Annotated in this window: 18 protein-coding genes; 12 read left to right on the top strand and 6 right to left on the bottom strand. The window is 71.1% G+C overall.

Translation table 11 applies throughout. From position 1 onward, the window contains the following. The 3 genes from ACIRPX_RS32785 to glgB all read left to right on the top strand — a co-directional run. Positions 1-318 (top strand): alpha-glucosidase C-terminal domain-containing protein (locus ACIRPX_RS32785; protein ID WP_404202050.1); only part of this gene is annotated, 318 nt, incomplete at its 5' end. Between the two features lie 94 nt (positions 319-412). Then, the gene (locus ACIRPX_RS32780; RefSeq protein WP_404202048.1) at positions 413-1,807 is read left to right on the top strand and encodes a phosphotransferase; all 1,395 of its coding nucleotides are present in this window, start codon (positions 413-415) and stop codon (positions 1,805-1,807) included. 23 nt (positions 1,808-1,830) lie between these two features. Next, on the top strand, positions 1,831-4,698 hold the full coding sequence (gene glgB / locus ACIRPX_RS32775; protein WP_404202046.1) for a 1,4-alpha-glucan branching enzyme: 2,868 nt from the start codon (positions 1,831-1,833) through the stop codon (positions 4,696-4,698). 84 nt (positions 4,699-4,782) lie between these two features. Here the strand turns inward: glgB and ACIRPX_RS32770 are convergent, their stop codons facing one another. The 5 genes from ACIRPX_RS32770 to ACIRPX_RS32750 all read right to left on the bottom strand — a co-directional run bounded on the left by ACIRPX_RS32770 (position 4,783) and on the right by ACIRPX_RS32750 (position 10,489). Then, a complete protein-coding gene (locus tag ACIRPX_RS32770) occupies positions 4,783-7,005 on the bottom strand; it encodes a HelD family protein (protein WP_404202044.1) in 2,223 nt (740 codons plus the stop codon). Positions 7,006-7,173: 168 nt separating this feature from the next. Further along, positions 7,174-7,506, bottom strand: a complete 333-nt coding sequence (locus tag ACIRPX_RS32765) for a thioredoxin family protein (RefSeq protein ID WP_404202042.1) — start codon at positions 7,504-7,506, stop codon at positions 7,174-7,176. After that, positions 7,485-7,868, bottom strand: a complete 384-nt coding sequence (locus ACIRPX_RS32760) for a MerR family transcriptional regulator (RefSeq protein WP_404202040.1) — start codon at positions 7,866-7,868, stop codon at positions 7,485-7,487. Before ACIRPX_RS32760 ends, ACIRPX_RS32765 begins: the two co-directional genes overlap by 22 nt. Positions 7,869-8,136: 268 nt before the next feature. Further along, positions 8,137-8,910 (bottom strand): DUF2127 domain-containing protein, encoded by a 774-nt coding sequence (locus ACIRPX_RS32755; protein ID WP_404202038.1) that lies wholly within the window; start codon positions 8,908-8,910, stop codon positions 8,137-8,139. Between the two features lie 166 nt (positions 8,911-9,076). After that, complete coding sequence (locus ACIRPX_RS32750) at positions 9,077-10,489, bottom strand: cation:dicarboxylate symporter family transporter (RefSeq protein ID WP_404202058.1); 1,413 nt, start codon at positions 10,487-10,489, stop codon at positions 9,077-9,079. A gap of 181 nt (positions 10,490-10,670) precedes the next feature. On the opposite strand from ACIRPX_RS32750, the gene ACIRPX_RS32745 reads away from it, so the two are divergent. From ACIRPX_RS32745 to ACIRPX_RS32720, 6 genes are all read left to right on the top strand, one after another. Further along, on the top strand, positions 10,671-12,350 hold the full coding sequence (locus ACIRPX_RS32745) for an ATP-binding protein (RefSeq protein ID WP_404202036.1): 1,680 nt from the start codon (positions 10,671-10,673) through the stop codon (positions 12,348-12,350). A gap of 154 nt (positions 12,351-12,504) precedes the next feature. Next, positions 12,505-13,215 carry a response regulator gene (locus tag ACIRPX_RS32740; protein WP_404202034.1) on the top strand — a complete coding sequence of 237 codons (711 nt, stop codon included), beginning with the start codon at positions 12,505-12,507 and terminating at the stop codon, positions 13,213-13,215. A 91-nt stretch (positions 13,216-13,306) separates the two neighbouring features. Next, positions 13,307-14,701 carry an extracellular solute-binding protein gene (locus ACIRPX_RS32735; RefSeq protein ID WP_404202032.1) on the top strand — a complete coding sequence of 465 codons (1,395 nt, stop codon included), beginning with the start codon at positions 13,307-13,309 and terminating at the stop codon, positions 14,699-14,701. A gap of 16 nt (positions 14,702-14,717) precedes the next feature. Further along, positions 14,718-15,674 (top strand): carbohydrate ABC transporter permease, encoded by a 957-nt coding sequence (locus tag ACIRPX_RS32730; RefSeq protein ID WP_404202030.1) that lies wholly within the window; start codon positions 14,718-14,720, stop codon positions 15,672-15,674. An 8-nt stretch (positions 15,675-15,682) separates the two neighbouring features. After that, entirely contained in the window at positions 15,683-16,522 is an 840-nt protein-coding gene (locus tag ACIRPX_RS32725; RefSeq protein WP_404202028.1) for a carbohydrate ABC transporter permease, read from the top strand. Positions 16,523-16,913: 391 nt separating this feature from the next. Beyond that, positions 16,914-17,624 carry a helix-turn-helix domain-containing protein gene (locus tag ACIRPX_RS32720; protein WP_404202026.1) on the top strand — a complete coding sequence of 237 codons (711 nt, stop codon included), beginning with the start codon at positions 16,914-16,916 and terminating at the stop codon, positions 17,622-17,624. A gap of 90 nt (positions 17,625-17,714) precedes the next feature. Here the strand turns inward: ACIRPX_RS32720 and ACIRPX_RS32715 are convergent, their stop codons facing one another. Next, the gene (locus ACIRPX_RS32715; protein WP_404202024.1) at positions 17,715-18,740 is read right to left on the bottom strand and encodes an ATP-dependent 6-phosphofructokinase; all 1,026 of its coding nucleotides are present in this window, start codon (positions 18,738-18,740) and stop codon (positions 17,715-17,717) included. Between the two features lie 242 nt (positions 18,741-18,982). Between ACIRPX_RS32715 and pta the strand changes: the two genes are divergently transcribed. The 3 genes from pta (at position 18,983) to pyk (ending at position 23,817) form a co-directional block, all read left to right on the top strand. After that, a complete protein-coding gene (pta, locus tag ACIRPX_RS32710) occupies positions 18,983-21,073 on the top strand; it encodes a phosphate acetyltransferase (protein WP_404202022.1) in 2,091 nt (696 codons plus the stop codon). After that, positions 21,070-22,278 (top strand): acetate kinase, encoded by a 1,209-nt coding sequence (locus ACIRPX_RS32705; RefSeq protein WP_404202020.1) that lies wholly within the window; start codon positions 21,070-21,072, stop codon positions 22,276-22,278. The genes pta and ACIRPX_RS32705 overlap by 4 nt, the downstream gene beginning before the upstream one ends. 114 nt (positions 22,279-22,392) lie before the next feature. Further along, positions 22,393-23,817: a pyruvate kinase gene (gene pyk / locus ACIRPX_RS32700; RefSeq protein ID WP_404202018.1), complete on the top strand. Its 1,425-nt coding sequence runs from the start codon at positions 22,393-22,395 to the stop codon at positions 23,815-23,817. Positions 23,818-23,822 lie beyond the last annotated feature (5 nt).

Here is a 23,822-nt window from a genome sequence, read left to right as displayed (position 1 = left end):
CTGCACTGGACCCGCCGGATGATCGAGATCCGCAAGCAGAACCCGGCCTTCGGCCTCGGCACCTACACCGAGCTCCCCTCCTCCAACCCGGCGGTGATCGCGTTCCTGCGGGAGTACGAGGACGACCTGGTGCTCTGCGTGAACAACTTCTCCCGCTTCGCCCAGCCCACCGAGCTGGACCTGCGGGCGTTCAACGGGCGGCATCCGGTCGAGCTGTTCGGCGGGGTGCGCTTCCCCGCCATCGGTGAGCTGCCGTACCTGCTGACCCTCGGCGGGCACGGCTTCTACTGGTTCCGGCTCCGGAAGGACTCGATGTAGCGCCTCGAAGATCCCGGGACGGGGCGTTTCTCCTGCCCCACCCGGGGCACGCATCAGTAGCACCCCGCCCACCCGGGGAAAGGAATGTGACACTATGGCGGAGACTGTCACACTTTCCGGCACGACGAGCCCTGGCCTGCTCGCGTCCCTGGATCCACTGCTCAGGGAGTGGCTGCCACGGCAACGCTGGTTCGCGGGCAAAGGACGTCCGGTCACCGGATTCTCGCTGGTCGCGGCCACGGAGCTGCTGCCGGTCGACAGCAGGCTGGGCCTGTACCACCTGCTGGTGCGCGCCCATCAGCCGCTCACGATCGGCGCCGAGCCCCACCCGGGTGACTGCTACCAGCTGCTGATAGGCGTGCGCGAGGCGCTGCCGCCCCGGCTGGCGCCCGCGCTGATCGGACATGTCGAGCAGGGCCCGCTCGCCGGTAACACGGTGTACGAGGCCCTGTACGACACCCGGCCCGCCGAACTGCTCCTGGAGGCGCTTCGCTCCCAGGCCCGGATCGGCGGGCTCCGTTTCGAGCGGGAGCCCGGCCGGGAGATCCGTACCGGGCTGGTCCCGCGCGTGGTGACCGCCGAGCAGTCCAACTCCTCCGTCATCTACGGAGATACGTTCATCCTGAAGCTGCTGCGCCGGGTCGTGCCCGGGGTCAACCCCGACCTGGAACTGCCGCTGGCCCTCGCCCGCGAGGGCTGCTCCCGGGTGCCCGCACCGACGGCGTGGCTGCGGGCCGAGCTGCCGGAGGAACAGGAGCCGTATGTGCTCGGCGTCCTCCAGCCCTTCCTGCAGGGCGCGGCGGACGGCTGGGAGCTGGCGCTGCGCGAGCTGGCCAAGGGCGAGGACTTCACCGCCGAGGCGCGGTCGCTCGGCCGTGCCACGGCCGAGGTGCACACCGCGCTGGCCCGTGCGCTGCCGACGGTGACGCTGGGCCATGCGCAGATCCGGCTGCTGGCCGACGGCATGACCGAGCGGCTGGAGGCGGCCGCGCAGGCGGTGCCCTCGCTGCGGCCGTACGCCCCCGCCCTGCACTCGGAGTTCACGGCGCTGGCCGATCTGGCCGCGGAGGGCCAGACCTGGACCGCGCAGCGCATCCACGGCGATCTGCACCTCGGACAGTGCCTGCGCCCGCCGGCCGGCGAGTGGTGCCTGATCGACTTCGAGGGTGAGCCGTCCCGTCCGCTGGCCGAGCGGCGGATGCCGCAGCCCACGGTGCGGGACATCGCGGGGATGCTGCGCTCCTTCGACTACGCGGCCCACTCCGCGCCCGCGCCCGCACCGGACTGGGCCGACGCGTGCCGCGCCGCGTACTGCTCCGGGTATGCCGAGGTCGGCGGCCGCGACCCACGCACCGACCCGGTGCTGCTGCGGGCCTTCGAGACGGACAAGGCGATCTACGAGGTCCTCTACGAGGCCCGTCACCGTCCCGACTGGCTTTCCGTACCGATGGCGGCGATCGAGCGTTACGCCATGACAGACCTGACCTGAACCTTGCCGAGGAGGCGCCGCCCGTGACCCCCCGCCCCACGTCCAGCGGTTCTGATCCGAAAAAGGCCGCGAAGGCCGCGGAGAAGGCGACCGAACCCGATAAGCCGGTCAAGAAGGCGACCGCGAAGACCGCCGCCGAGAAGGCGGCCACGAAGAAGGCGACGGCCGCGAAGCAGACGACCAAGAAGGCGAGCGCGCAGAGGACGAGCGCGACGAAGGCGACGGCGGCGGAGAAGACCGGCGCGACGAAGGCAGCGCCCAAGAAGGCGGCGGCGAAGAAGGCCACCGCCAAGAAGGCCACCGCGACGACGGGCGCCGCCGAAAAGGCCACCGCCAAGAAGACGGCCGCGAAGAAGGCCACCGCCAAGAAGACCGCCGCGGCCCCGGCCGCCGCCGGGAAGACGGCCGCGAAGAAGACGGCCGCCAAGAAGGCCACCGCGACGACGGCCGCCGCCGAAAAGGCCACCGCCAAGAGGACGACGGCGAAGAAGGCCGCCGCCACGAAGGCCGCGGCGAAGAAGAGCGCCGCGGCCGGCACGCCGGTCGAGAGGCCGGCGGCCAAGAAGGCTCCCGCCAGGCGGACCACCGTCGCCTCGGACCGGGTCACCGTCTCCGGCCCCGCGCAGCCGCCGAAGGCCGCCGGGCCGAAGAGGGCCCCGGCCCCCACGGCGGCCCCCGTCGCCGCTCCCGAACCCGCGCCCGTCTCCCCGGCGCTGGACGCGGCCGACCGCGGGCGGCTGCTGGCCGGGACCCATCACGATCCGCACACGGTGCTGGGCGCCCACCGGGTGCCCGGCGGAGTCGCCTTCCGGGCGTTCCGGCCGTACGCGCTGTCCGTGACCGTCGTGGCCGAAGGTCTCAGGATGGACCTGCACGACGACGGGGACGGGTTCTTCTCCGGTCTGCTGCAGTTGTCCGAGGTCCCGCCCGGATACCGGCTCCTGGTCACCTACGAGGGCTCGGAGCGGGAGACCGAGGACGCCTACCGCTTCCTGCCGACGCTGGGCGAGCTGGACCTGCACCTGATCGGCGAGGGCCGGCACGAGGAGCTGTGGAAGGTGCTCGGCGCGCACCCGATGACGCACCAGGGCGTGACCGGCACCCGCTTCTCGGTGTGGGCCCCCAACGCGCGCGGCGTGCACGTGGCCGGCACCTTCAACTTCTGGGACGGCACCGGGTATCCGATGCGCTCGCTCGGCTCCTCCGGAGTCTGGGAACTGTTCGTGCCCGAGATCGGCGAGGGCGAGCTGTACAAGTTCGAGATCACCCGCCCCGACGGCTCGAAGACCCTGCGCGCCGACCCGCTGGCCCGGCGCACGGAGGCCCCGCCGAACACGTCGTCCGTCGTCACCGCCTCCCATCACGAGTGGCAGGACGCGGCCTGGCTGGAGCAGCGCGGGGACCGGCCCGCCCACGAGGCGCCGTTCTCCGTCTACGAGGTCCATCTGCCGTCCTGGCGACCGGGACTGACGTACCGTCAACTCGCGGAGCAGCTGCCGGCGTACGTGAAGGACCTCGGCTTCACCCATGTCGAGCTGATGCCCGTCGCCGAGCATCCCTTCGGCGGCTCCTGGGGCTACCAGGTCACCGGCTTCTACGCCCCGACGGCCCGGCTCGGCACCCCCGACGACTTCCGGTACCTGGTCGACGCGCTGCACCGGGCCGGTATCGGCGTCGTGATGGACTGGGTGCCCGCGCACTTCCCGCGCGACGACTGGGCGCTGGCCGAGTTCGACGGCCGTCCCCTGTACGAGCACGAGGACCCGCTGCGCTCCGCGCACCCCGACTGGGGCACGCTGGAGTTCGACTACGGCCGCCGCGAGGTGCGCAACTTCCTGGTGGCGAACGCCCTTTACTGGTGCCGGGAGTTCCACATCGACGGCCTGCGCGTCGACGCCGTCGCCTCCATGCTCTACCTCGACTACTCGCGCGAGCCGGGCCAGTGGGTGCCGAACGAGCACGGCGGCCGGGAGAACCTGGACGCGGTGGCCTTCCTCCAGGAGATGAACGCGACGGTGTACCGCGAGGTGCCCGGTGTGGTCACGGTCGCCGAGGAGTCCACGGCCTGGGACGGGGTCACACGGGCCACCCACCACCGGGGCCCGGGCGGCTTCGGGGGGCTCGGTTTCGGCCTGAAGTGGAACATGGGCTGGATGCACGACTCGCTGGACTACATGAGCCACGAGCCGGTGCACCGCAAGTACCACCACAACGAGATGACGTTCTCGATGGTGTACGCGTACAGCGAGAACTACGTCCTGCCCATCTCGCACGACGAGGTGGTGCACGGCAAACGCTCACTGGTGTCGAAGATGCCCGGCGACTGGTGGCAGCAGCGCGCCAACCTCCGTGCCTACCTGGGCTTCATGTGGGCCCACCCGGGCAAGCAGCTCCTCTTCATGGGCCAGGAGTTCGCGCAGGGAGCGGAGTGGTCGGAGGCCCACGGCCCGGACTGGTGGCTGCTCGACCCGGCCTACGGCGCCGAGGCGGACCATCGCGGGGTGCGCGACCTGGTGCGTGACCTCAACACCGTCTACCGGCACACCCCCGCGCTGTGGCAGCGGGACACCGACCCGGCCGGCTTCCGGTGGATCGTCGGCGACGCCGCCGAGGACAACGTCTTCGCGTTCCTCCGCTACGACGCCGACGGCGCCCCGCTGCTGTCGGTCTCCAACCTCTCCCCCGTCGTCCGCCAGGGCTACCGCCTCGGCGTCCCGGACGACGTCCAGGCCTGGCACGAGACCCTCAACACCGACCTCGCCCGCTACGGCGGCGGCGACGTCACCAACCCCGACATCGTCAAGCCCGAACCCCAGGGCTGGCACGGCCGCCCGGCCAGCATCACCCTGACCCTGCCGCCGCTGGCCACGGTGTGGCTGCGGCCCGCCTAGGGGGTACGCCGGCCGGGCATGGCGGCCCGGCCGGCGGTCGAGGACGGGGCCGTTCAGGCCGGTCGGGGGTCCCGCCGGCTCCGCTCACGCCAACGCCGCCGCCACAGCGCGCGGCAGCGCCCGGCTGTGCACCACGCCGAGCCGCTGCGTGGCCCGGGTGAGCGCCACGTAGAGATCACTCGTGCCGTACAGCCCCGGCTCCACCACCAGCACCGAGTCGAACTCCAGCCCCTTCGACTGACGCGGGTCCAGCAGGACGACGGTGCGTGTCAGGTCGGGCTCCGCCCCCGCCGTCACCCCGTCCAGGCGTGCGGCCAGCCGCCGGTGCAGGTGCCGTGGCGCGATGACCGCCAGCCGGCCCTCGGCGGGCGTCAGCTCCTCCACCGCCTTGGCCACGGCGCCGGGCAGATCGTCGGTCGCGCGCGCCCAGGGCCGTACGCCGGTGGACCGCACCGAGCTCGGGGGTGCGAAGTCCGGCTGCCCGGCCCGCACCACCGCCGCCGCGACCTCCATGATCTCGGCCGGTGTGCGGTAGTTGACCCCGAGCCGGGTGTGCTCCCAGCGGTCCTCGACGAACGGGTGGAGGATGTCCGCCCACGAGCCGACGCCCGCCGCCTCCGCGGTCTGCGCCGGGTCCCCGACCAGGGTCATCGAGCGGGTCGGGCTGCGCCGCATCAGCAGCCGCCACGCCATCGGCGACAGCTCCTGCGCCTCGTCGACGATGATGTGCCCGAACGCCCAGGTCCGGTCGGCCGCCGCGCGCTCGGCGGCGCTGCGATGGTCGTCCTCCTCCTGCCGCTCGGCGAACCGCTCGGCGTCGATGATGTCGTGCGCGGACAGGATCTCGGAGTCCTCCTCGTCCTTGTCCTCGAACTCGTAGGTGCGCGAGGCGAACGAGACGTCCAGCACACCCTGCGCGTAGGCGATCTGCGTCTCGCGCTCCCGCTCCGCCCGCGCCCGCCGCAGCCGGTCGTCCTCACCGAGCAGTTCGGCGGCCTCGTCCAGCAGCGGTACGTCCGACACCGTCCACTGACGGGTCACCGGCCGGCGTACGGCGGCCGCGTCCTCGTCGGGGAGGTGGCCGACGGGATCGGCCAGGAAGTCCGCGACCAGGCGCTGCGGGGTCAGCCGCGGCCACAACTGGTCGATGGCCGCCCATACTTCGGGGTTCTCGGCGATCTCGTCGCGGATCTGGGTGATGTCGGCCGGGTCGAGCAGGTTCGTGCCGTCGAAGGGGTCGGTGCCGACCCGCTCGGCGTACAGCTCGGTGAGCGTGTTGAGGATGTGGCCCTCGAAGTGCTCGCGGGCCGCGTTGTGCGGCAGGTTCGTGGCCCGGGTGCGCTCGCGCGCGACCTTCACCAGGCCGTCGTCGAGCATCAGGATCTCGCGGTCGTGCTCGATCGCGATCACCGGGTCGGGCAGTGCCTGCCAGTCGGCCACGACCCCGGCGAGCACGTCCGCCATGGCGGCGCGGCCCTTGACCGCCGCCGCCGCACGGGTGTCGCTCGCGGTCGCCCTCACACCGGGGAACAGCTCCCCGACGGTCGCGAGCAGCACGCCCGTCTCGCCGAGCGAGGGCAGCACCTCGCCGATGTAGCCGAGGAAGGCGGGGTTGGGCCCGACGATGAGGACGGCCCGCTTGGCGAGCAGCTCCCGGTGCTCGTAGAGCAGATACGCGGCCCGGTGCAGCGCGACCGCCGTCTTGCCGGTGCCCGGACCGCCCTCGACCACCAGCACCCCGCGGTGCGGCGCGCGGATGATCTCGTCCTGCTCTGCCTGGATGGTCTGCACGATGTCGTGCATCCGGCCGGTGCGCGCGGCGTCGAGCGCGGCGAGCAGCACGGCGTCCCCCGTCGGGTCCTCGTGCCCGGTCCGCTCCCGGTCCCCGAGGTCGAGGATCTCGTCGTGCAGGCCGGTGACCGTACGGCCCTCGGTGCTGATGTGCCGGCGCCTGCGCAGTCCCATCGGCGTGTGGCCGGTGGCCAGGTAGAAGGGCCGGGCGACGTGCGCGCGCCAGTCGATCAGCATCGGGGTGCGCTCGGCGTCGTCCGTACGCAGCCCGATGCGTCCGATGTGGTGGGTCTCGCCCGCGGTGAGGTCGATCCGGCCGAAGCAGAGTGATCCGTCCACCGCGTTCAGCGCCGCGAGCAGGCCGGAGCGCTCGGCGACGAGGATGTCCCGCTCCAGCCGGGCCTGCATGGGCGTGTTGCCCTGCCCGAGCGCGTCGGTGACGCCCGCCTCGGTGTCGCCGCGCAGGGCGTCCACGCGCGCATGGAGCCCGTCGATGAATTCCTGCTCGCCTTGCATTTCATCGTCTGGATATTCGGTGTTTGACAATTCCGCTCCCGCCCGGATATACTGCGTTCAGTGAACTTCTCCGCGACTCGATCCCCTTGAAGTCGCGAATCAATGAATATACGCAAAGAAATCCCCCGAGCGCAATTGCTCGGGGGATTTCTTTATGGGCGGGGCCGCTCAGAGGACGTCCGCCAGCTCCTCCAGTAGCCGCCTCTTGGGCCGGGCGCCGACCATCGACCGCACGGGCTCACCGCCGCGGAAGACCATGAACGTCGGCATCGACAGCACCTTGTAGGCGTTCGTGGTCGTCGGGTTGCTGTCCACGTTCAGCTGCACCACCTTGAGGCGGCCGGCCTCCTCGGCGGCGAGGGCGCGCAGCACCGGCCCCATCTGCCGGCACGGCGGGCACCAGTCCGCGGTGAACTCCACCAGCACCGGCAGTTCGGAGCGGATCACCTCCGCGGTGAAGTCCTCGTCGGTCACATCGATCACAGTTCCTGCCCTCCCCATTCGCACAATGGCGGCTCGTCGGCCGAGGCCAGCCGCACGGCGATCGTCGCCCGCACGGCCGTGAGCTCGCCGATCAGCGCGTCGAGCTCGCCCAGCTTGCGGCGGTAGACGGCGAGCGACGCCGGGCAGGAGTCACCCTCCGGGTGTCCGGCCCGCAGGCACTCCACGAACGGCCGCGTCTCCTCCAGGTCGAACCCGAAGTCCTGGAGCGTCCTGATCTGCCGCAGCAGCCTCAGGTCGCTCTCGTCGTAGCTGCGGTATCCGTTCGTGCCGCGCCGCGCGGGCAGCAGCCCGCGCGACTCGTAGTACCGCAGCGTTCGCGTCGTGGTCCCGGCCCGGGCGGCCAGCTCGCCGATTCGCATGCCCTCGACCGTAATCCTTGACGCCGACGTCAGGGCAACGGCGGCCGCGCCGGTACGGCGCCGGGCCGGTACGGCGCCGTACCGGGCGATGGGGACCCTCGTGCCGCCCGCGTGCTCCCGGAGCACACCGAACGGCACCACGGACCCGTGGGCCTGACCATCCCCGCGGCGACCGCTCCCTGATGCTGCGACCCGGCAGGTTCACCCGCTCGCGCAGACCTTCCCGGCCGCAGGACCAGGCTGCTCCCGCAGAGTTTCCCGGCCAGGACTAGGCGGCTCCCGCCGGGACCCCCGCCGACTCCTCGACCTCCAGCAGGGACGCGCTCTCGCGCTCCTCCTCGAAGGCCCGGCGACCGCCGCGGAGGCCGAACAGGCGCTTGGTGAGGGCGATGTAGAGGACGGCGAGGATGTTGAGGACCAGGGTGGAGATCTTCAGCCAGCTGATGTGCTCGGTGAGTTCGTAGATCTCCAGCGGGAGGAAGGCGGCGGTGGCGACCACCGTGAGGTACTCCGCCCAGCGCTTGGCGTACCAGAGGCCCACCGCCTCGACGAGTTCGATCAGGGCGTAGGCGAGCAGCAGTCCGGCGACCAGCAGCAGGGTGTCGTGCCGGTAGCCGAAGGTCTTCTGGATGGTGCCCACGACCGGCGAGTGGTCGAGGTCGTAGTGGAAGTGCCGGAAGACCGGCCGGAAGACGTCGAGGTACTCGTCGAAGAGCCTGCGCACCGAGTCCTGGCTGTTGCTGAACTTCCACACCGCCAGCGCGACCAGCACGATGAACACACCGCGCACGGCCCGCTCGATCGCCAGGAAGCGCAGGATGAACAGGTCGCGCAGCACCTTGCCGCGCGGCACGAGGGGCGCGTGGTCCGCCGGCCCCGATCCGTGGGGCTCGCCGAGCACGAAGTCGCCGCAGCGCAGGCAGCGCCAGACCTCGCCGAGCGCGGTCTCGGCGTGCAGCCGCACCCGCAGGCGCGGATCGTCCGGCGCATAGGTGACGTGGCCCTTGCGCGCACACGTACGCCGGTCCCAGTCGATCTTCATTCCCCCGTGCCTCCAACGCATGCGGTGCGTCCGTACCGGACCGGCGGCGCACCTTAGTGGATGACGGTAAGAGACAGGTGAGAGTCCGGATGCCGGCGGGCGGCCCGGCACGCCAAGGCCGGGCGGCCGGGTCCGCGGGTCGGGACCCGGCCGCCCGGTGCCGGGCTCAGGCCTTCGCGAGTTCCTTCTCGCCGCCCTGCTCGGGCACCTCGGCCTGCGGCCGCGCGTCCTCGTCCAGGAGCGTCGTCTCGTCGAAGGGCAGGTCACCGGCGAGGACCTGCCGGACGCGGCCGGTGTCGATCTCCTTGGTCCAGGTGCCGATCAGGACCGTGGCCACGGCGTTGCCCGCGAAGTTGGTCAGGGCGCGCGCCTCGCTCATGAAGCGGTCGATGCCGACGATCAGGCCGACGCCGTCCACCAGCGCGGGCTTGTGCGACTGAAGACCGCCGGCCAGCGTCGCGAGACCGGCGCCGCTGACGCCCGCCGCGCCCTTGGAGGCCAGCAGCAGGAAGAGCAGCAGCGGGATCTGCTCGCCGATGGACATCGGCGTGCCCAGGGCGTCCGCGATGTAGAGCGACGCCATGGTCATGTAGATCATCGTGCCGTCGAGGTTGAAGGAGTAGCCGGTCGGGACGGTGATGCCGACCACCGGCTTGCTGATGCCCAGGTGCTCCATCTTCGCGATCAGCCGCGGCAGCGCGGACTCGGAGGAGGAGGTGGACAGGATCAGCAGGAACTCCCGGGCCAGGTACTTGAACAGGGAGAAGACGTTCAGGCCCGCGACGACCCGCAGCAGCGCGCCGAGGACGACGAAGACGAACAGGAAGCAGGTGACGTAGAAACCGAGCATCAGCACGGCGAGGCTCTTCAGCGCGTCGAGACCGGCGGAGCCGACCACCGCCGCGATGGCGCCGAAGGCACCGATCGGGGCCGCCCACATGACCATGGCGAGCACACGGAAGACGAGCCGCTGGAGGTGCTCGATGCCGCGCAGGATCGGCTGGCCGGCCGAGCCCATGGCCTGCAGCGCGAAGCCGACGAGCAGGGCGACCAGCAGGGTCTGCAGCACCTGGCCCGCGGTGAAGGCGGAGACGAAGGTGACCGGGATGATCGACAGGACGAAGTCGACCGGCGGCAGCGCGTCGGCGGAGACCTGGTCGTGCCCGGTGGCCTTGAGCGCATCGGTGATGTGCAGGCCGTCGCCCGGGTGCAGGATGTTGCCGACGACGAGGCCGATGGCCAGGGCGACCAGTGACATCACCAGGAAGTAGCCGAGGGCGATACCGCCGACGGCGCCGACCTTCGCGGCCTTCCGTACGGAACCGATGCCGAGCACGATCGTGCAGAAGATGATGGGGGAGATCATCATCTTGATCAGGTTCACGAAGCCCGTACCGAGCGGCTTGAGCTCGACGGCCGCGTCCGGCCAGATCAGGCCCACCGCGATACCGAGCGCCACCGCGATGATGACGGCGATGTAGAGATAGTGGGTGCGGTCCCGCTTCCCAGCGGGTGCGGCAGGTGCCGTCTGGGGTGTTCTGGCGGCCACGGATGCCCTCCTTGACGTCTTCGTCGGCATCACCGGCGTGCGGCTCACGTCCGGGGGATGGGGATGGGGGTGCGGATCGGTCGGCTGGCGGTGGCCGGAACCGTATGGCTCCGGGGCCGCTTCACCGATGCGGTGACTATCTCCCGCCGTGTGAGGGCGGTCACCCTTCCGTTCATTTAGTTCACGATGGACGTGCGGGCACACTGACGGCATGCGCATCCCCGTCCCGAGAGCCCGGAGCCTGGCCGGCCAGCTGTTCGCGATGCAGGCCGTGCTCATAGCGGTGCTCGTGGCCGGATATGCACTGTTCAGCTACTTCAGCGACCGGGGTCAGGCCGAGGACGCGGCGGCCCGCCAGGCGATGGCGGTGTCCCGTTCGATCGCGGACTCCCCGTCCGTGCCGGCCGCGATCCGGACCCCGGATCCCACCGCCGAGCTCCAGCCGTACGCGCTGAAGGTGATGCGGGACGCGGACGTCGACTTCGTCACGATCATGAACACCAAGGGCATCCGCTGGACCCACCCGACCGCGAAGCAGATCGGCAGGCACTTCCGCGGGAACATCGCGCCCGCGCTGCGCGGCACGGCCTTCACCGAGACCTACACGGGCACGCTCGGCCCGTCGGTCCGGGCCGTCGTGCCGGTCTACGACGAGCACCGCCGCATCGTCGGGCTGGTCAGCGCGGGCATCAAGGTGAAGGCGATCAGCCGGCAGGTGCAGGGGCAGGTGTCGGCGCTGGTCGGCGTGGCGGGCTGCGCGCTCGCGCTGGGCGCGATCGGCACGTACGTCGTCAACGCCCGGCTGCGCCGCCACACCCACGGCATGAACGCGAGCGAGCTCAGCCGGATGCACGACTACCACCAGGCCACGCTGCACGCCGTACGCGAGGGGCTGCTGATGCTGGACGGCCAGTACCGTGTGGCGCTGATCAACGACGGCGCGCGGGAACTGCTCGGGGTGCCGTCCGGGGAGGACGCGGTGGGAAGGTCGGTCGCGGAGCTGGGGCTGCCGTCGCCGCTGACGGGTGCGCTGCTGGCCTCGGAGCCGCGCGTGGACGAGGTGCACATGTCGGCGGAGCGGGTGCTGGTGGTCAACACCTCGCCGGTGTCGGGCGGGGAGCGGCGGGGCTCGGTGGTGACGCTGCGGGACGTGACCGAACTGCAGTCGCTGACCGGCGAGCTGGACTCGGAGCGGGGCTTCACGCAGGCGCTGCGCTCGCAGGCGCACGAGGCGGCGAACCGGCTCCACACGGTGGTCTCCCTGATCGAACTGGGCCGGGCGGAGGAGGCGGTCGAGTTCGCCACGGCCGAACTGGAGCTGGCCCAGGCGCTGACCGACCAGGTGGTGGCGGCGGTGAGCGAGCCGGTGCTGGCGGCGCTGCTCCTCGGCAAGACGGCCCAGGCCAACGAGCGGGGCGTGGAGCTGGTGGTGTCGCCGGACAGCCGCCTCGACGACGGCCTGCTCCCGGCGAGCCTGCCCGCGCGTGACCTGGTGACGATCCTCGGCAACCTGATCGACAACGCGGTGGACGCCGCACAGGGCAGCATCGGCGCCCGGGTGACGGTGACGGCGTACGCGGAGGCGGACGAGCTGGTGATCCGGGTGGCGGACACCGGCGCGGGGGTGGACCCGGCCCATGCCGAGCGGGTGTTCCAGCGCGGGTTCTCGACGAAGCCGGCCGGTCCCGGCGGGCGCGGTCTCGGCCTGGCCCTGGTCCGCCAGGCGGTCACCCGCCACGAGGGCACCCTGGCGGTGTCGCAGGGCCGGGAGGGCGGCGCGGTCTTCGAGGTCCGCCTCCCGCTGCCCGCCACCTCCCACCCGCCGGCGAGCACCCCCACCCCGGCGACCACCCCCGCAACGATCCCCGCCCCGCCCCGAGGTGACGCATGACCGCCCCGCCGGCCCACCGCGTCCCCGCCCCGAAGGACGACCCGACGGCCGCCCCCGCACACCTCCCCTCCGACGCCCGACACCCCCGGCCCACCGCCCCGCAGCCGACGACACCCACCCCCGCAACCACCCCCGCCCCGCCCCGAGGTGACGCATGACGACCGAGCAGCCCCTTCGGGTCCTCGTCGTGGAGGACGACCCCGTGGCCGCCGACGCGCACGTGATGTACGTGGGGCGGGTGCCGGGGTTCGTGGTGGTGGGCAAGGCGCACACCGGGGCGGAGGCGCGGCGGCTGATGGAGCGCACGGCGGTGGACCTGCTGCTGCTGGACCTGCATCTGCCGGACGTGCACGGGCTGCAGTTCGCGCGGTCGCTGCGGGCGGCCGGGCATCAGGTGGACGTGATAGCGGTGACCTCGGCACGCGACCTGGCCGTGGTGCGCGAGGGCGTGTCGCTGGGCGTCGTCCAGTACGTGCTGAAGCCGTTCACCTTCGCGACCCTGCGCGACCGGCTCGTGCGGTACGCGGAGTTCCACGGCGCGGTCGGCGAGGCCAGCGGCCAGGACGAGGTCGACCGGGCCCTGGCGACCCTGCGCGCCCCGTCCCCCGCCGCACTGCCCAAGGGCCTGAGCGCACCGACCCTGGAGCGGGTCTCGGTGGCGCTGCGGGACTGCGCCGAGGGCCTGACCGCCACCGGCCTGGCGGAGAGCGTGGGGATCTCCCGGATCACGGCCCGGCGGTATCTGGAGCACCTGGTGGACGCGGGCAGGGCGGCCCGCAATCCGCAGTACGGGACCGTGGGGCGGCCCGAGTTGCAGTACCGGTGGGTGAAGGAGGCGCGAGAAGAGCCGGATCGGCCGCGATAGATCGCCGCACACGCATTGACCTGACTAGACCACTCCTCCTACGTTCACCGCACATCCATCGGCCGACAGTGTCGTAGGCCAGTAGGAGGTCGTGCTCGTGCGCCCCACCGCCGCCCGCCCCCGCTCAACCGCCCCTCTCATCACGCTGGTTGCCCTCACCCTGTCCGCAAGTGCCCTGACGGCGTGCGGGAGCGGCTCCGGCAGCGACCCGGACACCGTGCGGGTCTCCTTCAAGCAGTCGACGGACAACTCGATCCGCGTGATGGACACGTATCTCGCCGACATGAAGAAGCAGTTCGAGAAGAAGTACCCCGGCAAGAAGGTCGAACTGGTCCCGATCAAGGCCCCGGACTCGGAGTACTACACCAAGCTCCAGCAGATGCTCCGCTCCCCCAAGACCGCTCCGGACCTGGTCTACGAGGACACCTTCCTCATCAACTCCGACATCACCAGCGGGTACTTGAAGCCGCTCGACCCGTATCTCGCCCAGTGGCCCGACTGGAGCCAGTTCATCGACACGGCGAAGGCCGCGGCCAAGGCCGAGGACGGCAAGACGTACGGCGTCCCGGACGGCACCGACACCCGCGGCCTCTGGTTCGACAAGGGCATCTTCAAGAAGGCCGGCCTGCCTGCGGACTGGCAGCCGAAGAACTGGAACGAGGTCCTCGACGCCGCCCGCACGATCAAGAAGAAGGTCCCGGGCGTCACCCCCCTGAACGTCTACACCGGCAAGGCCGCCGGTGAGGCCGCCACCATGCAGGGCTTCGAGATGCTCCTGTACGGCACCGGCGACGGCACCTCGGACCCGCTCTACGACACGTCCGCCAAGAAGTGGATCGCCGGCGGCCAGGGCTTCAGGGACTCCCTCGACTTCCTCCACACGGTCTACCGGGAGAAGCTCGGCACCGACGTCGCCACCGCCCTCGACCCCAACATCCAGACCCTCGTGGCCGGCGAGATGCTGCCCAAGCACACACTGGGCATCGACCTCGACGGCTCGTGGCTGCCGCAGGCCTGGCTGAAGGGCAGCGGGCACGAATGGCCCGGCTGGTCGAGCGAGTTGGGCCTCGCCCCCATGCCCACGCAGCACGGCCAGGCACCCGGCAAGGTGAGCATGTCCGGCGGCTGGACCTGGGCGATCCCCGCCAAGGCGGGCAACCCCGACCTGGCCTTCGACTTCATCAGGACGATGCAGACCAAGGCCAACGCGCAGAAGTGGTACATCGCCAACTCCGGCATCGCGGTCCGCAAGGACGTGGCGGACGACCCCGCGTACGCCACGGCGCAGCCCGGGATCAAGTTCTTCACCGACCTGGTCGCCAGCACCCACTACCGGCCCGCCTACCCGGCGTACCCGAAGGTCTCCACGGCGATCCAGGAGGCGATGGAGGGCGTGACGACGGGCGACACGTCCGTCGACAAGGCGGCGAGCGCCTACGACGACGCGCTCAAGGACGCCACCGGCGACCAGGTCGTCCAGAAGTGATCGGCGGCCACCACCGATGACCGCAGCAACTCCGCACACCGGGGCGGGCCCGAAGACCACCGGGGTCCCCCCGGGCCCGCCGGTTCCCCGCCAGGCGCGGCGGCCGCGCCCACCCGTGGGCCGCGGGCTGATCCGGGCCCTGCCGGTGGCGCCCGCGCTGGTCCTGCTCCTGCTGTTCCTCGCGGGGCCGATCGCCTACTGCGCCTACATCGCCTTCACCGACCTCCAGCTCACCGGCCAGGCCCACTCCTCCTTCGTCGGCCTGGCCAACTTCCGCAAGGCCTTCGGGGACGACGAGTTCATCAACGCCGTATGGCTGACGCTCGTGTTCACGGTCGTCTCCTCGCTCCTCGGCCAGAACACCCTCGGCCTGGCCCTGGCCACCCTGATGCAGCGCGCCTCGAAGCCCGTCCGCACCCTGGCCGGCGGCGTCGTCATCACCGCGTGGGTCCTGCCGGAGGTCGTCGCCGGCTTCCTCCTCTACGCCTTCTTCCGCCGCGAGGGCACCCTGAACGCCATCCTGGACCGACTCCATCTCCCGTCCCAGAACTGGCTGTTCACCCTGCCGATCCTGGCGGTGTCGTTCGCCAACGTGTGGCGCGGCACGGCCTTCTCGATGCTGGTCTACTCGGCCGCCCTGAACGAGATCCCCCAGGAGATCACCGAGGCGGCTCAGGTCGACGGCGCGGGCGGCTGGCGCCGTATGTGGCACATCACGCTGCCGATGATCCGCCGCTCCATCGGCACCAACCTGATGCTCAACACCCTTCAGACCCTGTCGGTCTTCGGGCTGATCTGGGTGATGACGAGGGGCGGTCCGGGCAACAGGAGCCAGACCCTCCCCCTGTTCATGTACGAACAGGCCTTCCGGAACAGCATGATCGGCTACGGCACCGCCGTCGCCCTGCTGCTGCTCCTGGTGGGCTCGCTGTTCTCCCTCGTCTATCTGCGCCTGCTGCGGACGGAGGTCTGACGGACACCATGGCCCTCACCCTCGCCTCCCGCCGCCGAAGCCGCCGGCTGGCCGCCGACATCGGCCTGCTGGTGGTGGCGGCCGCCTTCGCGCTGCCGCTCGCCTGGGTGCTGCTGTCGTCGGTGGACCCGCACGCGGACCTCCGCGTGAAGGCCCCGGACGGTGTCACCTGGTCAAACTTCGACGCGATCCTGACCCAGGACATCACCTTCACCCCGCTGCTGAACAGCCTGATCCTGTGCGGCGGCGCGACACTGCTGACGGTGGCGTGCGCGGCCCTGGCGGCGTACCCGCTCTCGCGCTTCCGCTCGCGTCTGAACCGCCCCTTCCTGCTGACCATCCTGTTCGCCACCAGCCTGCCCATCACGGCGATCATGGTGCCGGTGTACGCGCTGTTCGTGCAGGTGAACCTGATCGACACCATGCAGGGCACCATCCTGTTCTTCGCCGCCTCCCAACTCCCCTTCGCCATCTGGCTGATGAAGAACTTCATGGACGGCGTGCCGAAGGAGCTGGAGGAGGCGGCCTGGACCGACGGGGCGTCGTCGATGCAGTCCCTGGCCCGCATCGTCCTGCCCCTGATGGGCCCGGGCCTCGCGGTCGTCACCGTCTTCTCCTTCGTCCTGATGTGGGGAAACTTCTTCGTCCCCTTCATGCTTCTGCTCACCCCGGACCAGATGCCGGCGAGCGTGAGCATCAACGAGTTCTTCGGCAACCGGGGGATGGTGGCGTACGGGCAGCTGGCCGCGTTCTCGATCGTCTACTCGACGCCGGTGATCCTGCTGTACGTGCTGATCTCCCGCCGGCTGGGCAGCGGCTTCGCGCTGGGCGGAGCGGTCAAGGGGTGACGTACGGCGGCGCGAGGTCGGAAACGAGCCGCGGCCCGCCGGCTCCCGGAAGGCCGCTCGCCGGGCCGGCCGTGGCGCACTCGCCTCCGGCGTCCGCCCGCGCGCGCGACGTCCGCGGCCGCGCGCCCGCGCCGCGCGCCACGAGACCCCTCAGGTCGGGGTGCCGCCCGTCGCCCCCGCATATGCCCTTCGAGCTTGACGTTCACACATGCGCCGGCGCTGGGGCGGCCCGGCCGGGGGACCGCTCCGGCCCGCCCGCCCCAGCGGAAGACGATCTTCAGGTCACTCTCTACGGACCGCACAGGTGGCCGAATCCGTACGTTCCTACAATCCGTGATCCTGGCTGAACAGACCGTAGTCACCGCGTCACCGCGCGCCTACGTTGGCCCGCGTGTTCCCACGTCCGACCCGCCCGAACCAGCCCGCCCCGCCCTTCGACGCCCTCGCCGCCCGACGGCTGCGCGCCGCGCTCGCCATGAGTCCCGAACACGTCGCCCACGGCCTGCGCACCTCGTACGGGCTGCCGTACGTCACGGCGGACCTGGTCGTCGCCTGGGAGCGCGGGCACGTCTCCCCCACCAGCCCCGAACTCGGCGCGCTGGCCGGGGTGTTGTGGTGCTCCCCCGGTGAACTCATCGGAAGGCCGCGCACCTTGCGCGAGCACCGCATCGCCCGCGGCCTCGCCCCCGAGGACGTCGCCCGCGCCGCCGGGCTCGAACTGCCCGCCTATCTCCACATGGAGGACGGCGTCTGGCGCGGCACCGAGCGCCAGTCCGCCGCCCTGGCCGAGCTGCTGAAGCTGTCGCTCCCGGACTTCGTCACCGTCACCGGACGCGAGGCGAAGCTCGCCGAGATGCTCCGCAGCGCCGTGACCACGCGCTGGCAGGGCTACGTCCGTCCCGTGGCGAAAACGGTCCCTCTGGACCGGCGGCTGCTGGAGGACTCCCTCCAGCAGCTGCACCAGGACTACCAGGGGCAGATGATCGCCTCGCTGAGCTGGGGCACCACGAGCTCGGCGAGCGAGTCGAGCGACGCCGGACGCGACTTCCTGGAGCGGATCGTCGACCACTTCTGGGCCGCCGTCCAGGACAACTCCGCGTAGGGACGCAGGGCTGGGGCGTGCTTCGAAAATCCCGCCCGCCCCGCCCTTCGAGCGGACGGCGCTCCTGTCGAAACGCGCCCCGGACGTGCCCTAGAAGACCGACTCCGTCTCGTCCATGCGGTCCTTCGGCACCGTCTTCAGCTCGGTGACCGCCTCCGCGAGCGGCACCATCACGATGTCGGTGCCGCGCAGCGCCGTCATCCTGCCGAACTCGCCGCGGTGCGCCGCCTCCATCGCGTGCCAGCCGAAGCGGGTGGCGAGGACCCGGTCGTACGCCGTCGGGACGCCACCGCGCTGGACGTGGCCGAGGATGACCGGCTTGGCCTCCTTGCCGAGGCGCCGCTCCAGCTCGTAGGCCAGCGCCGTGCCGATGCCCTGGAAGCGCTCGTGGCCGTACTGGTCGATCTCGCCGTGGCCGTAGTCCATGGTGCCCTCGGCCGGGTGGGCGCCCTCCGCCACGCACACGACGGCGAACCGCTTGCCGCGGGAGAAGCGCTCCTCGACCATCTTCACCAGGTGGGCGGGGTCGAAGGGCCGCTCGGGCAGGCAGATGCCGTGCGCGCCGGCCGCCATGCCGGACTCCAGCGCGATCCAGCCCGCGTGCCGGCCCATGACCTCGACCACCATCACGCGCTGGTGGGACTCGGCCGTGGTCTTCAGGCGGTCCATCGCCTCGGTGGCGACGCCGACCGCCGTGTCGAAGCCGAAGGTGCGGTCGGTGGAGGAGATGTCGTTGTCGATCGTCTTGGGGACGCCCACCACCGGCAGGCCGGCGTCGGACAGCATGCGCGCGGCCGTGAGCGTGCCCTCGCCGCCGATGGGGATGAGCGCGTCGATGCCGAAGGCCTCAACCATGTCCTCGGCCCGCTCGCAGGCTTCGCGCAGCCGGTCGCGCTCCAGGCGGGAGGAGCCGAGGATGGTGCCGCCGCGGGCCAGGATGCCGCTGACCGACTCCAGGTCCAGGGTGCGGTAGCGCCCGTCCAGCAGGCCGGCGTAGCCGTCCTCGAAACCGATCACCTCGTCGCCGTAGCTGTCGACGGCGCGGTGCACGACCGACCGGATCACGGCGTTCAGGCCGGGGCAGTCTCCGCCTGCGGTGAGAACTCCGATGCGCATCGTGCTGTGTCTCCTGCTTGCTTTCGGTACCGGTGAGCCGGTCCGATTGTTTCATGTCCGGCACGGGGGTGCCGGACCCCTCCGGCCGCCGCACGGGGCCGCGGGCCCCGGCCGCGGGGACCTGGGCTGATGGGCGCCTTATCCAGCCACGGGGGTATTGTCAAGAACATTCCGCTCACCCCGGTGGGCGATGTCGCGAGCCCTCGCCCGACGCCAGACGCCAGACGAAACGGAGAGCACGCGTGACGCGCAGCGTGTACGTGACCGGAATCGACCGCGGCGACGGCCGCCAGATAGCCGAACTGGGGGTCATGGAGCTGCTGACCCGGCAGGTCGACCGGGTCGGGGTGTTCCGGCCGCTCGTCCACCACATCCCCGATCGCCTCTTCGAACTGCTGCGCTCCCGCTACCGGCTGTCCCAGGACCCGGCCACGGTCCACGGCATGGACTACCACGAGGCGTCCGCCCTCCAGGCCGAACAGGGCACGGACGAGCTGGTGTCGACGCTCGTCGACCGCTTCCACGCGGTCGCGCGCGACTACGAGGTGGTCCTCGTCCTCGGTACGGACTACGCCCACACCCAGCTCCCCGACGAGCTGTCGCTGAACGCCCGGCTCGCCAACGAGTTCGGGGCGTCGGTGATCCCGGTGGTCGGCGCCCGCGGGCAGAGCGCCGAGTCCGTGCTCGCCGAGACGCGCAACGCCTACCGGGCCTACGAGGGGCTGGGCTGCGACGTCCTGGCCATGGTGGCCAACCGGGTCGCCCGCGACGACCGGGACGAGATCGCGCGCAGGCTCGGCGCCCGGCTCCCGGTGCCGTGCTACGCCGTCCCGGACGAGCCCGCCCTCTCCGCGCCCACCGTCTCCCAGATCGCCCAGGCCCTCGGCGCCAAGGTGCTGCTCGGCGACGACTCCGGACTGGCGCGCGACGCCCTCGACTTCGTCTTCGGCGGCGCGATGCTGCCCACCTTCCTCGCCGCGCTGACCCCGGGCTGTCTGGTCGTCACCCCCGGGGACCGCGCCGATCTCGTCGTCGGCGCGATGGCCGCGCACAGCGCCGGCACCCCGCCGATCGCCGGTGTGCTGCTGACTCTGAACGAGGTGCCGAGCGCCGAGATCCTCACCCTCGCCGGCCGCCTCGCCCCCGGGACCCCGGTCCTCTCGGTGGCCGGCAACAGCTTCCCCACCGCCGCCGAACTCTTCTCCCTGGAGGGGAAGCTGAACGCGGCCACCCCGCGCAAGGCGGAGACCGCGCTCGGCCTGTTCGAACGCTACGTGGACACCGCCGACCTCCTGGAGCGGGTCTCCGCGCCCAGCAGCGACCGCGTCACCCCGATGATGTTCGAGCACAAGCTGCTGGAGCAGGCGCGCACCGACAGGCGGCGGGTCGTCCTCCCGGAGGGCACCGAGGAGCGCGTCCTGCACGCCGCCGAGGTGCTGCTGCGCCGGGGGGTCTGCGACCTCACCCTGCTCGGCCCGGTCGAGCAGATCCGCAAGAAGGCCGCCGACCTCGGCATCGACCTGGGCGGCACCGAGCTGATCGACCCCGCCACCAGCGAGCTGCGCGATTCCTTCGCCGAGAAGTACGCCCACTTCCGCGCGCACAGGGGCGTCACCGTCGAGCTGGCCTACGACGTCGTCTCCGACGTGAACTACTTCGGCACGCTGATGGTCGAGCAGGGGCTGGCCGACGGCATGGTGTCCGGTTCGGTGCACTCGACCGCCGCGACCATCCGGCCCGCCTTCGAGATCATCAAGACCAAGCCGGACACCGACATCGTCTCGTCCGTGTTCTTCATGTGCCTCGCCGACAAGGTCCTCGTCTACGGCGACTGCGCGGTGAACCCCGACCCGGACGCGGCGCAGCTGGCCGACATCGCCGTCCAGTCGGCTGCCACGGCGGCGCAGTTCGGCGTGGAGCCGCGGATCGCGATGCTGTCGTACTCGACGGGCACCTCCGGCACGGGCGCCGACGTCGACAAGGTGCGGGAGGCGACGAAGCTGGTGCGGCAGCGGCGCCCCGACCTCATGATCGAGGGGCCGATCCAGTACGACGCCGCCGTGGAGCCGAGCGTCGCGGCCACCAAGCTGCCGGGCTCCGAGGTGGCGGGCCAGGCGAGCGTGCTGATCTTCCCGGACCTGAACACGGGCAACAACACCTACAAGGCCGTGCAGCGTTCGGCCGGCGCCATCGCGGTCGGGCCGGTGCTGCAGGGCCTGCGCAAGCCGGTCAACGACCTGTCCCGGGGCGCCCTCGTCTCGGACATCGTCAACACCGTCGCCATCACCGCCGTCCAGGCCCAGAACTCGAACGAAAGGGCAGCCGCCCAGTGAGCGCGTCCCGCGTCCTCGTCCTCAACTCCGGCTCGTCGTCGGTGAAGTACCAGCTGCTCGACATGCGGGCGGGCAGCCGGCTGGCCGCCGGTCTCGTCGAGCGGATCGGCGAGCAGACCTCGCGGCTGAGGCACACCTGCCTGGCCTCCGGCGACACCCGCGAGCGCTCCGGGCCGATCGCCGACCACGACGCGGCCCTCAAGGCGGTCGCCGAGGAGCTGGACCACGACGGCCTGGGCCTGGACTCGCCCGACCTGGCGGCCATCGGGCACCGGGTGGTGCACGGCGGGATGTCCTTCACCGAGCCCACGGTGATCGACGACGAGGTGCTCGCCGAGATCGAGCGGCTGATCCCGGTCGCCCCGCTGCACAACCCGGCGAACCTCACCGGCATCCGCACCGCGCGGGCGCTGCGCCCCGACCTGCCGCAGGTCGCGGTCTTCGACACGGCGTTCCACACGACCATGCCGGAGTCCGCGGCCCGCTACGCCGTCGACCCGGAGGTCGCCGACCGGTACCGCATCCGCCGCTACGGCTTCCACGGCACCTCGCACGCCTACGTCTCGCGCCGGACCGCCCGGCTGCTCGGCAAGGACCCGTCCGAGGTGAACGTCATCGTGCTGCACCTGGGCAACGGCGCCTCGGCGTCCGCGGTCGAGAAGGGCCGGTGCGTGGAGACCTCCATGGGGCTGACGCCTTTGGAGGGGCTGGTGATGGGTACGCGATCCGGTGATGTGGATCCGGCCGTCATCTTCCATTTGGCCCGGGTTGGCGGAATGTCCATGGACGAGATCGACACTCTTCTCAACAAGAGGAGCGGTCTGTTCGGCCTGTGCGGCGACAACGACATGCGGGAGATCCGGCGCCGGATCGACGAAGGTGACGAAGAGGCGCAACTCGCCTTCGACATATACATTCACCGGCTGAAGAAGTACATCGGCGCCTATTGCGCCGTACTCGGCCGGGTGGACGCGATCGCCTTCACCGCGGGAGTCGGGGAGAACGCGAGTGAGGTGCGGGAGGCTGCCGTCGCGGGGCTGGAGGACCTGGGCCTTGCGGTGGACGGGGAACGCAACGCCGTACGCAGTGACGAACCACGGCTGATCTCGCCGGCGCACGCGCGCGTGGCGGTCGCGGTGGTGCCGACCGACGAGGAACTGGAGATCGCCACACAGACCTACGAACTGGTCGCGAAGAACAGTTAGGCGGCGACGGCCGAGGAATACACCTCAGTAACACGCCTGAGCGCGGACCCGCCCATTTGTATCTTCCGCCAGACGGAATATTCCGTGGCGAAACAAACCGATAGGATCGCCCCCATGCGCCGTTCGAAAATCGTCTGCACTCTCGGCCCCGCGGTCGACTCACACGACATGCTGGTCTCGATGATCGAGGCCGGAATGAACGTGGCCAGGTTCAACTTCAGCCACGGTACGCACGCCGAGCACCAGGCGCGGTACGACCGCGTCCGGGCCGCGTCCAAGGAAACGGGCCGGGCCATCGGTGTCCTGGCCGACCTGCAGGGCCCGAAGATCCGTCTGGAGACCTTCGCCGAGGGCCCGGTCGAGCTCGAGCGCGGTGACGAGTTCGTCATCACCGCCGAGGACGTCGCGGGCGACAAGTCCGTCTGCGGCACGACGTACAAGGGCCTGCCCGGCGACGTCGACCGCGGCGACCAGATCCTGATCAACGACGGCAACGTCGAGCTGAAGGTCCTGGACGTCGACGGTCCGCGGGTCAGGACGATCGTCATCGAGGGCGGTGTCGTCTCCGACCACAAGGGCATCAACCTGCCCGGCGCGGCCGTCAACGTGCCCGCGCTGAGCGAGAAGGACGTCGAGGACCTCCGCTTCGCGCTGCGCATGGGCTGCGACATGGTCGCGCTGTCCTTCGTGCGGGACGCCAGGGACGTGGCCGACGTCCACAAGGTGATGGACGAGGAGGGCCGCCGGGTCCCCGTCATCGCCAAGGTGGAGAAGCCGCAGGCGGTGGACAACATGGAGGACGTCGTGATGGCGTTCGACGCCGTCATGGTGGCCCGCGGCGACCTGGCCGTCGAGTACCCGCTCGAGAAGGTCCCCATGGTGCAGAAGCGCCTCATCGAGCTGTGCCGCCGCAACGCCAAGCCGGTGATCGTGGCGACCCAGATGATGGAGTCGATGATCACCAACTCCCGGCCCACGCGCGCCGAGGCCTCCGACGTCGCCAACGCGATCCTGGACGGCGCGGACGCGGTCATGCTGTCCGCCGAGTCCAGCGTGGGCGCCTACCCGGTCGAGACCGTGAAGACGATGTCGAAGATCGTCGCCGCGGCCGAGGAGGAGCTGCTGAGCAAGGGCCTGCAGCCGCTCGTGCCGGGCAAGAAGCCGCGGACGCAGGGTGGTTCGGTCGCGCGCGCCGCGTGCGAGATCGCCGACTTCCTGGGCAGCACCGGCCTGGTGGCCTTCACCCAGTCCGGCGACACCGCCCGCCGGCTGTCGCGCTACCGCGCCCAGCAGCCGATCATCGCCTTCACCACCGACGAGGACACCCGCAACCAGCTGACGCTCAGCTGGGGCGTGGAGTCGCACGTCGTGCCCTTCGTGAACACCACGGACGAGATGGTCGACATGGTCGACCAGGAGATCGCCAAGATCAACCGCTTCCAGCCGGGCGAGATCGTCATCATCACCGCCGGCTCGCCTCCGGGCGTCCCCGGCACCACCAACATGCTCCGCGTCCACCACATCGGCGGCAGCAACTGACGGAC

The sequence above is a fragment of the Streptomyces sp. NPDC101225 genome (genome assembly GCF_044767585.1).
Lineage (GTDB): Bacteria > Actinomycetota > Actinomycetes > Streptomycetales > Streptomycetaceae > Streptomyces.
The sequence above is the reverse complement of the archived record's forward strand: the minus strand, read 5'-3'. Positions and strand labels throughout refer to the sequence as shown.

Bases quoted from the DNA above. Each gene is read 5' to 3' on its own strand.
- ACIRPX_RS32760 (WP_404202040.1), bottom strand. From the start codon at position 7,868: ATGCGAATCGGCGAGCTGGCCGCCCGGGCCGGGACCACGACGCGAACG.
- ACIRPX_RS32780 (WP_404202048.1), top strand. From the start codon at position 413: ATGGCGGAGACTGTCACACTTTCCGGCACGACGAGCCCTGGCCTGCTC.
- ACIRPX_RS32745 (WP_404202036.1), top strand. From the start codon at position 10,671: ATGCGCATCCCCGTCCCGAGAGCCCGGAGCCTGGCCGGCCAGCTGTTC.
- ACIRPX_RS32755 (WP_404202038.1), bottom strand. From the start codon at position 8,910: ATGAAGATCGACTGGGACCGGCGTACGTGTGCGCGCAAGGGCCACGTC.
- ACIRPX_RS32730 (WP_404202030.1), top strand. From the start codon at position 14,718: ATGACCGCAGCAACTCCGCACACCGGGGCGGGCCCGAAGACCACCGGG.
- ACIRPX_RS32770 (WP_404202044.1), bottom strand. From the start codon at position 7,005: ATGCAAGGCGAGCAGGAATTCATCGACGGGCTCCATGCGCGCGTGGAC.
- ACIRPX_RS32750 (WP_404202058.1), bottom strand. From the start codon at position 10,489: ATGCCGACGAAGACGTCAAGGAGGGCATCCGTGGCCGCCAGAACACCC.
- pyk (WP_404202018.1), top strand. From the start codon at position 22,393: ATGCGCCGTTCGAAAATCGTCTGCACTCTCGGCCCCGCGGTCGACTCA.
- ACIRPX_RS32765 (WP_404202042.1), bottom strand. From the start codon at position 7,506: ATGGGGAGGGCAGGAACTGTGATCGATGTGACCGACGAGGACTTCACC.
- ACIRPX_RS32740 (WP_404202034.1), top strand. From the start codon at position 12,505: ATGACGACCGAGCAGCCCCTTCGGGTCCTCGTCGTGGAGGACGACCCC.
- ACIRPX_RS32715 (WP_404202024.1), bottom strand. From the start codon at position 18,740: ATGCGCATCGGAGTTCTCACCGCAGGCGGAGACTGCCCCGGCCTGAAC.
- ACIRPX_RS32725 (WP_404202028.1), top strand. From the start codon at position 15,683: ATGGCCCTCACCCTCGCCTCCCGCCGCCGAAGCCGCCGGCTGGCCGCC.